The 12,734-nt window shown below is 72.8% G+C and carries 14 protein-coding genes, 1 pseudogene and 1 riboswitch; of the genes and pseudogenes, 10 read left to right on the forward strand and 5 right to left on the reverse strand.

The features are described from left to right. Positions 1 to 98 precede the first annotated feature (98 nt). From ACIRPT_RS04500 to ACIRPT_RS04515, 4 genes are read left to right on the forward strand one after another with little or no spacing between them, the layout of a single operon-like run. A complete protein-coding gene (locus tag ACIRPT_RS04500; protein ID WP_403507671.1) occupies positions 99 to 497 on the forward strand; it encodes a 6-pyruvoyl trahydropterin synthase family protein in 399 nt (132 codons plus the stop codon). Next, the gene (locus ACIRPT_RS04505; protein ID WP_403822108.1) at positions 494 to 1,609 is read left to right on the forward strand and encodes a glycosyltransferase family 4 protein; all 1,116 of its coding nucleotides are present in this window, start codon (positions 494 to 496) and stop codon (positions 1,607 to 1,609) included. Before ACIRPT_RS04500 ends, ACIRPT_RS04505 begins: the two co-directional genes overlap by 4 nt. Next, entirely contained in the window at positions 1,606 to 2,496 is an 891-nt protein-coding gene (locus tag ACIRPT_RS04510) for a methyltransferase domain-containing protein (protein WP_403822111.1), read from the forward strand. The genes ACIRPT_RS04505 and ACIRPT_RS04510 overlap by 4 nt, the downstream gene beginning before the upstream one ends. Further along, the gene (locus ACIRPT_RS04515) at positions 2,493 to 3,488 is read left to right on the forward strand and encodes a lysylphosphatidylglycerol synthase transmembrane domain-containing protein (protein ID WP_403822114.1); all 996 of its coding nucleotides are present in this window, start codon (positions 2,493 to 2,495) and stop codon (positions 3,486 to 3,488) included. The genes ACIRPT_RS04510 and ACIRPT_RS04515 overlap by 4 nt, the downstream gene beginning before the upstream one ends. Positions 3,489 to 3,590: 102 nt before the next feature. On the opposite strand, the pseudogene ACIRPT_RS04520 reads toward ACIRPT_RS04515, so the two are convergent. Together ACIRPT_RS04520 and ACIRPT_RS04525 are read right to left on the reverse strand one after the other, a co-directional pair. Beyond that, positions 3,591 to 4,274 (reverse strand): annotated as a pseudogene (locus ACIRPT_RS04520) (RibD family protein); the annotation flags it as partial. Beyond that, positions 4,267 to 5,031 carry a creatininase family protein gene (locus ACIRPT_RS04525; RefSeq protein ID WP_403822117.1) on the reverse strand — a complete coding sequence of 255 codons (765 nt, stop codon included), beginning with the start codon at positions 5,029 to 5,031 and terminating at the stop codon, positions 4,267 to 4,269. The pseudogene ACIRPT_RS04520 and the gene ACIRPT_RS04525, both read right to left, overlap by 8 nt. A 102-nt stretch (positions 5,032 to 5,133) precedes the next feature. On the opposite strand from ACIRPT_RS04525, the gene ribA reads away from it, so the two are divergent. Continuing rightward, a complete protein-coding gene (ribA, locus tag ACIRPT_RS04530) occupies positions 5,134 to 5,787 on the forward strand; it encodes a GTP cyclohydrolase II RibA (protein WP_403822120.1) in 654 nt (217 codons plus the stop codon). Positions 5,788 to 5,861: 74 nt separating this feature from the next. On the opposite strand, the gene ACIRPT_RS04535 is transcribed toward ribA, so the two are convergent. Together ACIRPT_RS04535 and ACIRPT_RS04540 are read right to left on the reverse strand one after the other, a co-directional pair. Further along, positions 5,862 to 6,611: a CbtA family protein gene (locus tag ACIRPT_RS04535; protein ID WP_403822123.1), complete on the reverse strand. Its 750-nt coding sequence runs from the start codon at positions 6,609 to 6,611 to the stop codon at positions 5,862 to 5,864. A gap of 14 nt (positions 6,612 to 6,625) precedes the next feature. After that, the gene (locus tag ACIRPT_RS04540; protein WP_403507657.1) at positions 6,626 to 6,844 is read right to left on the reverse strand and encodes a CbtB-domain containing protein; all 219 of its coding nucleotides are present in this window, start codon (positions 6,842 to 6,844) and stop codon (positions 6,626 to 6,628) included. A gap of 42 nt (positions 6,845 to 6,886) precedes the next feature. Then, positions 6,887 to 7,048: riboswitch (cobalamin riboswitch) on the reverse strand. 107 nt (positions 7,049 to 7,155) lie between these two features. Here ACIRPT_RS04540 and ACIRPT_RS04545 point away from each other — a divergent pair. Continuing rightward, complete coding sequence (locus ACIRPT_RS04545) at positions 7,156 to 7,755, forward strand: histidine phosphatase family protein (protein ID WP_403822127.1); 600 nt, start codon at positions 7,156 to 7,158, stop codon at positions 7,753 to 7,755. A gap of 105 nt (positions 7,756 to 7,860) precedes the next feature. Then, positions 7,861 to 8,301: an SPW repeat protein gene (locus ACIRPT_RS04550; RefSeq protein ID WP_403507653.1), complete on the forward strand. Its 441-nt coding sequence runs from the start codon at positions 7,861 to 7,863 to the stop codon at positions 8,299 to 8,301. A gap of 41 nt (positions 8,302 to 8,342) precedes the next feature. Here ACIRPT_RS04550 and ACIRPT_RS04555 read toward each other — a convergent pair whose 3' ends face one another. Then, positions 8,343 to 8,558 carry a hypothetical protein gene (locus ACIRPT_RS04555; protein ID WP_403822130.1) on the reverse strand — a complete coding sequence of 72 codons (216 nt, stop codon included), beginning with the start codon at positions 8,556 to 8,558 and terminating at the stop codon, positions 8,343 to 8,345. A gap of 238 nt (positions 8,559 to 8,796) precedes the next feature. Between ACIRPT_RS04555 and ACIRPT_RS04560 the strand changes: the two genes are divergently transcribed. The 3 genes from ACIRPT_RS04560 (at position 8,797) to ACIRPT_RS04570 (ending at position 12,725) form a co-directional block, all read left to right on the forward strand. Then, a complete protein-coding gene (locus ACIRPT_RS04560; RefSeq protein WP_403822133.1) occupies positions 8,797 to 9,837 on the forward strand; it encodes a methyltransferase in 1,041 nt (346 codons plus the stop codon). 191 nt (positions 9,838 to 10,028) lie between these two features. Continuing rightward, entirely contained in the window at positions 10,029 to 11,852 is a 1,824-nt protein-coding gene (locus ACIRPT_RS04565; protein WP_403822137.1) for an alkyl/aryl-sulfatase, read from the forward strand. A 150-nt stretch (positions 11,853 to 12,002) separates the two neighbouring features. Then, positions 12,003 to 12,725 (forward strand): SDR family NAD(P)-dependent oxidoreductase, encoded by a 723-nt coding sequence (locus ACIRPT_RS04570; RefSeq protein WP_403822140.1) that lies wholly within the window; start codon positions 12,003 to 12,005, stop codon positions 12,723 to 12,725. Positions 12,726 to 12,734 lie beyond the last annotated feature (9 nt).

Below are 12,734 nucleotides of genomic sequence, written 5' to 3' on the forward strand. Positions count from 1 at the left end.
CCCGGCCGCGTACGCGCGTCCCCCACCGCCCCCAACCGCCACCCCCCAACCGCCACCCCCCAACTGCCGCCCCCGTCCGACACCACCGGAGGACCACCTTGTTCAGCATCACCGTCCGCGATCACCTGATGGTCGCCCACAGCTTCCGCGGCGCGGTCTTCGGGCCCGCACAGCGCCTGCACGGCGCGACATACGTCGTGGACGCCACCTTCCGGCGCGCCGACCTCGATGCCGACAACATCGTCGTCGACATCGGGCTCGCCACCCAGGAACTCGGCGGGGTGATCGGGGAGTTGAACTACCGCAACCTCGACAACGAGGCCGCCTTCGCCGGCATCAACACCTCGACGGAGGCCCTGGCCAAGGTGATCGCCGACCGGCTCGCCGACCGCGTGCACGCCGGCAACCTCGGCGAGAGCGCCCGCGAGCTGGCCGGGATATCGGTCACCTTGCACGAGTCGCACATCGCCTGGGCGACCTACGAGCGCGACCTGTGACCGACACCGGGCCGGAGCCGGGGCGCGTGGTGCACTTCGTCCTGCCCGGTGATGTCGACGACCCCGCCGCCCCCAGCGGCGGGAACACCTACGGCCGCCGGGTGCGCCAAGGCCTCCCGGCGGCCGGCTGGCGGGTGTGCCCGTATGCCGTGCCCGGGAGGTGGCCGCGGCCGGAACCGGCCGCCCGTGGCGAACTGGCGCGCCGCCTCGCCGCGTTGCCGGACGGCGCCCTCGTCCTCCTGGACGGTCTCGTTGCCTGCGGCGTCCCGGAGGTCATCGCCCCGGAGGCCGCACGGCTGCGGATGGCGGTGCTGGTGCATCTGCCGCTGGCCGACGAGACCGGGCTCGCCCCCGACGTGGCCGGGGAACTGGACGCCCGGGAGCGCCGCACCCTGCATGCCGTACGGGCGGTGGTGGCCACGAGCCGGTGGGCCGCCCGGCAACTGGCGGCGCGGCACGGGCTCTCGCCGGACCGGGTCCATGTCGCCGCCCCGGGAGTCGACCCCGCGCCCCTCGCACCCGGAACGGACGGCGCGACCCGGCTGCTCTGCGTCGCCGCGGTCACCCCGCGCAAGGGCCACGGCCGTCTGATGGACGCCCTCGCCGACGTCACCGACCTGCCCTGGAGCTGCCACTGCGTGGGCGGGGTGCGAACGGATCCCGGCTACGTCGGTCAACTGCGGTCAAAGGCAGCAGAGTTGGGGCTTGCCGACCGGGTGCGTCTGGTCGGGCCGCGGGCGGGTGCGGAGCTGGCGGCGAGTTACGCGGCCGCCGATCTCCTGGTGCTCGCGTCGTATGCCGAGACCTACGGGATGGTCGTCACCGAGGCCCTGGCGCGGGGGATTCCCGTTCTGGCGACGGCGGTGGACGGCGTTCCGGAGGCCGTCGGGCGGGCCCCGGACGGCAGCGTGCCCGGTCTCCTCGTACCGTCCGGCGACCCTGCTGCGCTCGCCGGGGCGCTGCGCGACTGGCTCGGGGATCCGGCGGTGCGGCGGCGGCTGAAGATCTCGGCGCGCGGGCGGCGTGCCATGCTGGAGGGGTGGGAGACAACGTCGCACAGTCTGGCGGGGGTGCTGGAACGGCTTCGGCGCGAGCCCTGGACGGCGGGGTGAGCGCGGCCGGGCAACCCCGATTCGCCCCGGAATGGCTGGAGTTGCGGGAGCCCGCCGATGCCGCCGCCCGCGCGCCCGGACTGCTGCCCCCGCTCAGTGCCGCGCTCTCCGCCCGCGCCGGGACCCCGCGCGGGACGGTGATCCGCGATCTGGGCTGCGGCACCGGCTCCATGGCGCGCTGGCTCGCGGCCCGGCTGCCCGGTCCGCAGCACTGGATCCTGCACGACCACGACCCGGCACTGCTCGCCCGCGCCCGGGAGACGACGCCCGTGGCGGCCGCCGACGGCACGCCCGTCACCGCCACCACCGAACGCGGCGACCTCGCCCGGCTGACCGCCGCCGCGCTCGCCGGGACGACGCTGGTCACCGCGTCCGCGCTGCTGGATCTGCTCACCCGCGACGAGGTGGCGGGGCTCGCCGAGGCCTGCGCCGCCGCCGGCTGCCCCGCCCTGCTGGCGCTCTCCGTCGCCGGACGCGTCGAACTCACCCCGTACGAGCCGCTGGACGACGAGATCGGCGCCGCCTTCAACGACCATCAGCGCCGCACGGCCGGCGGTCGGCGGCTGCTCGGGCCGGATGCGGTGGCGGCGGCCACGGAGGCGTTCGAGCGGCGGGGCGCGACGGTCCTCACGCGGCCCAGCCCCTGGCGGCTGGCCGCCCCGCAGGCCGCGCTCACCGCCGCCTGGCTGCGCGGCTGGGTGGACGCCGCCCTGGACCGGCGGCCGGCGCTGGGGCCCCGCCTGGACGGGCCGGACGGGTATCTGCGACGGCGGCTGGCGGCCTGCGCCGCCGGGGAGTTGACGGTCACCGTGCACCACACGGATCTGCTGGCACTGCCCCGGCCACGCCCGGGTTCCGGCACCTCGGATGCGCGGGCCGCACGATGAAACGGTCCCTCTGGGCATGGCTGAGGATCCTCGGGGGACTGGCCATCCTCGCGGTGCTGGTGTGGCACCTGGGGTCCCGGGCCTTCCTGGACGGCCTGCGCCGGATCGACGCCGGAACGCTGTCGGCCGCCCTCGGCATCGGCCTGCTGACCACCGTGTTCAGCGCCTGGCGCTGGTGCCTGGTGGCCCGCGCACTGGGACTGCGGCTGCCGCTCGGCCGGGCCGTCGCGGACTACTACCGCGCCCTGTTCCTCAACGCCGCGCTGCCCGGCGGCGTGCTCGGCGATGTGCACCGCGCGGTACGGCACGGCCGGAGCGCCCGCGACCTGGGCCGGGGCGTCCGCGCCGTCGTCCTGGAACGGACCGCGGGCCAGCTCGTCCTGGGCATGGCCGGCGCGGCGGTGCTGCTCGTGCGCCCGTCCCCGGTCCTCGCGCCGGCCGGCCGCTTCCTCGGTGGGCTTGGCGCGCTGATCGCGGTGGCCGTGGCGGGCGGCCTCGTGGTCGGCGTCGCCTGCTGGAGCCGGGGCGCCTCGCGCGGCGCGCGGGCCGTCCGCACCGCGCTGACCGAGGCCCGCCGGGCCCTGTTCGCGCGCGGCAGCTGGCCGGGTGTGGCGCTCTCGTCCGTGGTGGTCCTGGCGGGATACCTCGGGATGTTTCTCCTCGCCGCCCGGGTCGCGGGAGTCGGCGCGCCGCCGTCCGAGCTGGTGCCACTGGCCGTGCTGGCGCTGCTGGCGATGGCGCTGCCGCTGAACGTCGGCGGCTGGGGCCCGCGGGAGGGCGTCGCGGCATGGGCGTTCGGCGCGGCCGGACTAGGCGCGGCGCAGGGGCTCGCCACCGCCGTCGTCTACGGGGTCCTCGCCTTCGCCGCGAGCCTGCCGGGCGCCGGGGTGCTCGTCGTGCGCTGGGCCGCCGGACTGCGCGGCGGGCGCCCGCAGATCGAGCTCGAAGAGGGTGTCCTCGCCGAGCAGGCCGCGCCGCAGCGGCGGACGTAGCGCGTCGCGCATCACCGGCGTACCGGGAAACCGCAGGCCCGGCACGCCGTCGCCCAGCAGCACGGGGGCGACGGTCAGATACAGCCGGTGCAGCGCCCGCGCCCGCAGGAATCCCGACACGGTGACGCCGCCGCCCTCGACCAGCACCCGGCCCAGGCCGCGCCGCGCCAGGGCCGCCAGCAGGCGGTGCGGGGCGAAGGCGGCGGCGTCGGGCAGCGGCACTACGTGGACGCCGGAGCCGCCGGAGCCGCCGGAGCCGCCGGAGCCGCCGGAGCCGACGGCTCCGGACGCCCGTGCGGCCCCTTCCGGCCCGACCACCCACAGCGTCGGCGCGGCCCCGTCCCGGAACACCCGGCGCCGCCACGGCACCCGGCCGCGCGGATCGAGCACCACCCGCACCGGATTGTCGCCCGGGCAGGCGCGCACCGTCAGTTGGGGATCGTCCGCCACGGCGGTGCCGGCCCCCACGACGACCGCATCCGTCAGCGCACGCAGCCGGTGCAGATGGCGGCGGTCCTCCTCCCCGGTGACATAGTCCGCGTCGCCCGTGCGGGTCGCGATGAAGCCGTCCAGACTCTGTCCGAGCTGCGCCACCGCGACCCGGGGACCGGCCAGGCACAGCGGCAGATAGCGCTCGGCGAGCCGTGCCGCCTCGGGCGAGGCATCCGCCCGCCACCGGAGTCCGCCGCTGCCGTCCGGCATCAGCCCGGCGGCCTCGGCATCCTCCGCCGTACGGACGCGCCGCAGCCGCTCCCAGGCAGCCGTCGCGTCGAGCGGTTCAGTCATGGGATTCCGCCTTTATGCCGAACAGCTCCGCATAGGCGTCGAAGGCCTCGGCCAGTCCGGCCAGCAGTTCCCGGCCCTTGCGCGCGGAGGCGAGGGAGGGGCGTCCGATGACTCCGGAGTCCGTATAGGCCGACATGCCGAGCGTCAGCAGATGCTCCCGTTCATCGGCGACGCAATCCGCAGATTCCGCCGATTCATATCCGGGCCGTACCAATTCGGGATGGGCGTGCAGGAGAAGGGAGGTCTCCACTTCTCCCGCGTGCATATCGCTGTGCGAGGACGTCTTTGCCCCCGCTCGCGTGCGCGCCACCGCCCAGTCGGCCGAGCCGGGGAAGAGCGCCATCCGTGTCCCCGTCCCACCGGATTCCTGAACCACGTTGCGCAGTACGTAATTTCCGCCGTGGCCATTGACGAGAATCAGGGAGTGGATGCCCTGCCGCCGCAGGGAATCGGTGATGTCCGTCACAACGGTGTGCAGCGTCCTGGCCGAAATGCTGACCGTGCCCGGCCAGGCGGCGTGTTCGTGGGAACAGGAGATGGTCAGCGGCGGCAGCAGAAGGACGGGGTGCGCGGCGGCGATCCGCTCGGCGATGGTGCAGGCGATGACCGTGTCGGTGGTCAACGGCAGGAAGGGGCCGTGCTGTTCAAAGCTGCCGACGGGGAGCAGGGCGCAGTGCGGCCGCCGGTCCCTGACCTCTCCGGTGGTGTCCGCCGGCAGGAGCCCGCGGCCGGAAATCCGTTGTGCCGAAGCGGTCATGACGGTGTGCCGCCTTTCGTTGCGCTCATTCGCCGGGCCGTCGCAGCATAGGCATGAGCGCACACCATGCCAACCGGCCGTCCGCGCCGGTACCATCGCGCCATGACGGACCCCGATGCCGAAATCGCTCCGGATGACGACGCCCACGTGGAACGAGTGGTGGCGGTCCGACTCCCCACCACACACGGTGAATTCCTCGCCGTCGGCTATCTCGACATCCGTAAAGGGACCGAGCAAGTGGCCCTGGTTCACGGCGACGTCGCCGGGAAGTCCGTGCTGGCCCGCGTGCATTCGGAGTGCCTGACCGGTGATGTCTTCGCGTCCACGCACTGCGAATGCGGCGATCAATTGTCCGCGGCGCTGGCCGCGATCGTGGCGGCCGGCTGCGGAATTCTCGTCTATGTGCAGGGCCATGAGGGCCGGGGGATAGGGCTGCTGGCCAAGCTCCGAGCGATGAAACTTCAGGAGGACGGCCTCGACACGGTGGATGCGAATATCGCGCTCGGACTGCCGGTCGATGCCCGCGAATACGGCGTCGCGGCCGGAATACTGCGGGACCTCGGGGTCCGTTCGGTAAGGCTGCTGTCGAACAATCCCCACAAGCGGGCGGCGCTGCTGCGGCACGGTATCGCGGTCGCCGAACAGGTCCCGCTGCTGATGCCGCCCGGTGTGGAGAACATCCGCTATCTGCGGACCAAACGGGAACGGCTCGACCATGACCTGCCGCATCTGGACGGCATTCCCGGCCTGTCCTGACGCTCACCTGAGAAGGGCCCGCGACGTGGATACGTCGCGGGCCCTTCCCCGGTGAGCCGACCGTCCTTGCGCCGTCAGGACGCCGCGGGTGCCGCCTCCGCGGCCGCGGCGTCCCGGGCCGGGGTGATGACGCGTTCCGCGAGATGGCCGAAGAGCAGCCCGAAGGCGGTCCACAGCACCAGTTGGATGGCGATCGCCGACAGCCGGAACTGCCAGAGCAGGGTGCCGGAGAAGCCGTTCGGCACCTCGTTGATGGACGGCAGGAAGGCATACGCGATCCCGATGGCGATGACGAACGCCGCGCCGGCCGCCACCGTGGCGTACCAGTTGCCCAGCTTCGGAGCCAGCCGCCGGCCGAAGATCGTGGCGCCGACCGCAAGCAGGATGCCGAGCAGCATCATCAGGAAGTACAGGGCCGTGCGCTTGCCGATGGTGTCGGGGTCACCGACGGACGGCGGGTTGGCCGGGTACTTGAGGAACGGTACGAGGTAGACGGCGAGCAGCGCCGCGCCGGAGAGCAGCGCGGCGGTGGCCCGGGGGCCGAAGCGGCCGATCCGGCCCAGCGCGAAGCAGAACGCCAGCGCGGCGATTCCGCCCAGCGCCACGCCGTAGATCAGCACGCCGGTCGCCAGCCCCGCCGTGGACTGCACGGCACGGCTGACGACCTCCATCTCGTGCTCGTGGCTGTGTGCTTCCTCGAAGGCGATCGCGGCATTCACGCTCGGCTCGCCCAGCAGATAGGCGACGACCAAGGAGAGGAGGCCGGCGCCCAGCCCGGCGAGCATGCCGCGCACCAGGAGATTTCTGACGGTGACGGAGTTCATGGAACGGCGCCCGATCAGTGGCAGGGGAAGCCGAGGAGGTGGCGTCCGTCGTGGACCCACTCGTGGACGTCCGTACCGGAGAGCAGCGAGGTGGCGCCCTGCTCGGCGCCGACGAAGTACAGCAGAACCAGCATCAGGACGCCGACGAACAGCGCCCAGGGGGCGATCGCCTTGAGGGGGAGCGGGGCCGGGGCGGCGGTGCCGGTGGCCGGGGGTGCGATGGTCTGAGCCATGGCAGGGGACCTCCTGTTAGGGGGAACTCGCGTCCCTAGTTGCGGGAGTGCTAACGACATGGCGGGTCTGGCTCGCCCGGTCCCGCCCCCCTGGGGCTGCGTCAAAACCGGACATACAGTGGCGCGACCGCGCCGGGATCCCACCGGCTTCCGTCATGTCGTCGTCAATATCATCGGGAAGGTACCGCGAACCGACCGGCGGGCCAAGGCCACGGAGGGGGCGGAGAGGCGCAGCGAGGGGCGCGCCGACCGGACAACTCCCCTGAACAGGGCAGTTGTTGCGGTGGGGATGGACAGCGAGAGAAGAGGTCATGACAACTCGGGTGATGTTGATCTCACCGGCCGCCGGCGACGCGCAGCGCGAGGTGCGTTTCGATGACGACGGACCGCTGAGCGAGGCCGGTCTGCGGCGGGCCCGTGCGGTGGCCGGAAACCTGCCGGCCGCCGAGCGGATCGTGGTATCGCCCTCCGCCCGGTGCCGTCGTACGGCCGAGGAGCTCGGGCTGCCGGTGGATCCCGCGCCCGAGCCGGGACCGCCGGGCTGCGCGATGGGCCGCTGGCGGGGGAGGACCCTGGACGAGGTGGCCGGGGCGGAATCGGAGGCGGTGTCCGCCTGGCTGTCGGATCCCGGGTTCGCGGGGCACGGCGGCGAGTCGCTGCGCGCGCTCTGCGTACGGACCGAGGCCTGGCTCACGCGGCTGGCCACCACCTCCGGGCGCGTCCTCGCCGTCGTGGAGGTGGACGTGGTGCGCGCCGCCGTGGTGTGCGCTCTGGGTGTCCCGGTGGAGACGTTCTGGCGGCTGGACGTGCCGCCGCTCACCGTGACCGAGCTCAGCGGGCGGGGCGGGCGCTGGAATCTGGGGCTGGGGCGGGCGCTGCCGGAGGGCCGGCCGACGGGCCCGCAAACTTGACCCGTCCCTGATCTACACATAAAGGCGACATAAGCGCAGAATAATGAGTGCGCGGTTCCTATGCCGCGAGACGGCCAGGCTTGCAGAGCGAAGGAGGCGAGTCGCATGGCCGACGTCTCACACCACAGGGGAGATCTCGCCGGTCACCCCGACGTAACAGAAATGCAGGAGCGTTACGAGCGCGTGCTCGGCGGACGTGACGTCATCCTCGTGGATGGGCCGGTGTTCCTGGTCGGCCTGTACTGCGCCGCGTCGCCGTGGATCGTCCACTACGCGGCCTCGCAGCCCGCTCTGTTGACCCACAACCTGATTCTCGGCGTCGCCATTGCCCTGCTGGCCATCGGGTTCACGGTCACCCCGGACCGTATGTACGGCCTGAGCGGCGCCATGTGCGCCATGGGCGTGTGGATGATCGTGGCGCCCTGGATCGTCGGCAGCAGCCCTGACGCCGGCGTGATCTGGAACAACGTCATCATCGGTGCCCTCACGTTCCTGCTGGGGGCGATGTGCATCGGGGCGGCAGCAAAGAGCCGCCGCACGACATGAGGCATGCCCCGCCACGGGGCATGTGAGGGCCGCGGGCGCGCTCACCCCCGCCGGGGGTGAGCGGGCCCGCGGGCGTCCGTGGCCAGGAGGTGCCCGTAGATCCCGGCCAGCACCAGCCCGCCCGCCATCAGCAAGCCGTGTCCGAGCGCGATTCCGGTGCCCAGGCTGCCGAGCGCGGCGGTCAGCAGCAGCCAGGTGGCGCCGCGCCGTAATTGCCCGGCGCGGTCACCGAGTTGGCTCTCGTCATCGGGGGCCACGGGGCGTTCCTCCCTTCCCGGAGTGAGCCGGCGGTCGCGTCGTACGGGCCGTATCCCAGGGGCATTGCCCCGGTGATCCGGAGAACTTAGGGTCGCCTAACAAGAGTGAGGGTGGCGAGCCGGCGGCCGCAACGCCACAGGCGTTGTTGTGCCCTGGGACGCCCTGCGCGTAACACAGGAGCCGCGCCGTGGCGCAGAAAGCCCTGCCCGTAACGCCGTTGAACAGAGAGGTTCCCGTATGACCCGCGAGAATCGGCCGGTGGACGAGGCCCGTGAGGTGCTGACCCGGATTGCGTACGGCGCCATGGCCTCGCACGCCGTGGGCGCCGCCGCCCGCCTCCGGGTCGCCGACCTGATGGGCGACGGCGAGCGCACGGCGGACGAGCTGGCGGCGGAGTGCGCGGCCCGGCCCGAGGCCATGGCCCGGTTACTGCGGGCGCTGGCCGGGCTGGGGCTGCTCGCCGAGAACGCCCCGGGACGGTTCACCGTCACCCCGGCCGGCGCCCTGCTGCGCGCCGACGGACCGCAGTCGCTGCACTCCTTCGTCCGGATGTTCACCGACCCCACCCTGCTCAGGGCCTGGGAGCATCTGGACGACAGCGTGCGGACCGGCGAGCCGGCCTTTGATGCGGTCTTCGGCCAGAACTTCTTCGGCCACCTCGCCGAACACCCGGAATTCTCCGCCGTGTTCAACGCGGCGATGGGGCAGGCCACCCGCGATACGGCGGCCATGGTGCCGACGGCCTTCGACTTCGGCCGCTTCGCGACCGTGGCCGACATCGGCGGCGGCGACGGCACGCTCCTCGCCGCGGTCCTCAAGGCCTATCCGTCGCTGAACGGCATCCTCTTCGACCTGCGCGAAGGGCTCGCCCAGGCCCCCGCCACGCTGGCACGGGACGGGCTGGTGGGCCGCTGCTCCCTGGTCAGCGGGGACTTCTTCACCACCGCCCCCGAAGGCGCCGACCTGTACGTCCTCAAGAGCGTGATCCACGACTGGAACGACGCGCAGTGCACGGACATCCTCCGCCACTGCCGCCGGGTCGTCCCGGACGACGGCCGGCTGCTGATCATCGAGCCGGTGCTGCCGCCCGTCGTGGACCCCTCGACCGCCGGCGTCGTCTACATCAGCGACCTCAACATGCTCGTCAACGTCGGGGGCCGGGAGCGTACCCGGGACGACTTCGAGCGGCTGTGCCGAGGCGCGGGCTTCGCGCTGCGCTCCGTGACGCCGCTGGCGAAGCCCAGCCGCTTCTCCCTGATCGAGGCCGAGCCGGTGTAGGGCCCCGACGGGCGGGTCGACGGGCCGGCGGGCCTGGGCGGACGCCGTGGCCGGGCCCTGGGCGGGACTCTGCGGCAGGGCCTGCTCACATATGCGGCACGACCGCACATTGAGGTTAAATCGAAGGTGTGGGTCCTGGCCCGCCGGACGGCCCGTCCCGCCGTCCCGCCCGCTCGGAGAGGGAGTGCCAGGTGACCGTTCAGCCGGTCGACGACCATGAAGACTTCGCCGATGCCGACCGTGGCTTCATCGCCGCCCTCTACCCGCCCGTCGTCACGAAGGACGGGCGCACGGTCTGGGACGCCGAGGCCTACAGCTTCCTGGCCGGAAACTGTCCCGACACCGCGCACGAGAGCCTGTGGCGCCAGGGCAGGCTGGTGAGCCGGCAGGGCCTGTACGAGGTCACGGAGGGTATCTATCAGGTGCGTGGTCTGGACCTGTCCAATATGACGCTGGTCGAGGGCGACCACGGCGTCCTCGTCATCGACCCGCTGATCTCCGCCGAGACCGCGGCCGCCGCGCTCGAGCTGTACCGCAAGCACCGAGGGGACCGGCCGGTCACCGCGCTGATCTACACCCACTCGCACGCCGATCACTTCGGCGGCGGGCGCGGCGTACTCCCGCACGGCCAGGACACCGCGCCGGTCCTCGCGCCCGCCGGCTTCCTGGAGCACGCGGTCAGCGAGAACATCGCCGCGGGCACGGCGATGACCCGGCGCGCCGTCTACATGTACGGCTCCGAACTCCCCAGGGGCCCGGCCGGCCAGATCGGCTGCGGCCTCGGCACCACCATGTCCACCGGCACCCTCACCCTCATCCCGCCGACCGTGGACATCACCCGCACCGGCCAGGAGGAGATCGTCGACGGGGTGCGGATCATCTTCCAGCTGACCCCGGGGACCGAGGCGCCCGCGGAGATGAACTTCTACTTCCCGGCCCACCAGGCGCTGTGCATGGCCGAGAACGCCACCCACACCATGCACAACATCCTGACCCTGCGCGGCGCGGTCGTCCGCGACGCCCGCAACTGGGCCCGCTACCTCAACGAGGCGCTCGCCCTCTTCGGCGCCGACGCGGCCATCGCCTTCGCCTCGCACCACTGGCCGACCTGGGGAAACGAGCGGATCCGCACTCTGCTGGCGAACCAGCGCGATCTCTACGCGTATCTGCACGACCAGACCCTGCGGCTGCTCAACGAGGGCCTGACCGGCGCCGAGATCGCCGAGGAGCTGCGGCTGCCTCCGGGCCTGGAGCGGGTCTGGGCCGGACACGGCTACTACGGCTCGCTCAGCCACAACGTGAAGGCGATCTATCAGCGCTACATGGGCTGGTTCGACGGGAACCCCGCGCACCTGTGGGAACACCCGCCGGTGGAAGCGGCCAAGCGGTACGTCGAGGCCCTGGGCGGCCTGGACGCCACGGTCGCGGCCGGCAGGCGCTACGCGGACGACGGCGACCTCCGCTTCGCCGCCACCCTCCTCAACCACGCCGTCTTCGCCGACCCCGGCCACACCGCCGCCCGCCAGGAACTGGCCGCCGTCTACGAGCGGCTGGGCCACGGCTGTGAGAACGGCACCTGGCGCAACTTCTATCTGACCGGCGCCATGGAGCTGCGCGGCACCCCGGCCGAGGTGCGCGTCGACACCGCCAACCCCGAAATGACCAGGGCGCTGACCGTCGACCAGATCATCGACTCGCTCGCCATCCGCATCGACGGCCCCCGGGCCTGGACCACCGCGCTCACCTTCGACTGGTACCTCGCGGACGAGGACCGCACCTGGCACCTGACGCTCTCCAACGGGGCGCTCACCCACCTCAGTTCGCCCGGCCCCCCGAGCACCTCCGACGAGCGCCACCCGGACCTGACCCTCACCCTCACCAAGCCCCAGCTGCTGGACCTGCTGGCGGGCCGGGGCGCAGCCGGGGTGACGAAGGAGGGCGAGAGCGGGGCGCTGAGCGAACTCCTCGGGCTGCTCGGTGACGCGGACCCCGACTTCCCGATCGTCACGCCCTGACGGAAGGGCGACCGGCCGGTACCGGGGCCGCGGTGGGTCCGCGCGCTCCGCCGTGGATCCACCACATTTCCCGCCCGCCGGGACCCGACGCAATGACGCCCGTTCTTAGGTTAGGCTTGCCTAACTAGATATGAGGCGAGGGGGTACGGCGTGTGGGATTCCGAGCTTTCCGGGCGGACGGCGCTGGTCACCGGTGCCGGGCGGGGCATCGGCGAGGCCGTGGCACGGCTGCTGGCCGAAGAGGGCGCGCGGGTGATCGCCGTGGACCGCGACGCCGACGGCATAACGGCCCTGGAAGCGGCGTACGGTCGGGCGCGGATCACCGCCCGCGCCGTGGACATCACCGACCGCACGGCCGTCGACGCCCTGGTGGACGAGGCCGAACGCACCGTCGGCCCGCTGGACATCCTCGTCAACGTCGCCGGCCTGCTGCGGACCGCGGCCGTCGTCGAACTCACCGACCAGGACTGGGACGACACCTTCGCCGTCAACACCACCGGCGTCTTCCGGCTCTCCCGCGCCGTCGCCCGGGGAATGACCGCCCGCCGGGCCGGCAGCATCATCACCGTGGGCTCCCATGCCGCGGGCGTACCGCGCGCCGGGCTCGCCGCATACGCCGCGTCCAAGGCCGCCGCCACCCTCTTCACCAAATCCCTCGGCCTGGAACTGGCCGGCAGCGGCGTGCGCTGCAACGTCGTCTCGCCCGGCTGCACCTACGGGGACCTCCAGGCCCCGCACAGCGACACCCCCCTCGGCCGGATCGCCGAACCGCTCGACATCGCCGAGGCCGTCGCCTTCCTCGTCTCCGACCGCGCCCGCCACATCACCATGCACGACCTTTACGTCGACGGCGGCGCGACCCAGTACGCCTGAGCGGCCCGC

It is taken from the genome of Streptomyces sp. NPDC101227, assembly GCF_044767545.1.
Classification (GTDB): Bacteria; Actinomycetota; Actinomycetes; order Streptomycetales; family Streptomycetaceae; genus Streptomyces.

Coding starts and splice junctions, on each gene's coding strand:
- ACIRPT_RS04515 (WP_403822114.1), top strand. CDS start 2,493: ATGAAACGGTCCCTCTGGGCATGGCTGAGGATCCTCGGGGGACTGGCC.
- ribA (WP_403822120.1), top strand. CDS start 5,134: ATGACGGACCCCGATGCCGAAATCGCTCCGGATGACGACGCCCACGTG.
- ACIRPT_RS04540 (WP_403507657.1), bottom strand. CDS start 6,844: ATGGCTCAGACCATCGCACCCCCGGCCACCGGCACCGCCGCCCCGGCC.
- ACIRPT_RS04525 (WP_403822117.1), bottom strand. CDS start 5,031: ATGACCGCTTCGGCACAACGGATTTCCGGCCGCGGGCTCCTGCCGGCG.
- ACIRPT_RS04535 (WP_403822123.1), bottom strand. CDS start 6,611: ATGAACTCCGTCACCGTCAGAAATCTCCTGGTGCGCGGCATGCTCGCC.
- ACIRPT_RS04545 (WP_403822127.1), top strand. CDS start 7,156: ATGACAACTCGGGTGATGTTGATCTCACCGGCCGCCGGCGACGCGCAG.
- ACIRPT_RS04560 (WP_403822133.1), top strand. CDS start 8,797: ATGACCCGCGAGAATCGGCCGGTGGACGAGGCCCGTGAGGTGCTGACC.
- ACIRPT_RS04550 (WP_403507653.1), top strand. CDS start 7,861: ATGGCCGACGTCTCACACCACAGGGGAGATCTCGCCGGTCACCCCGAC.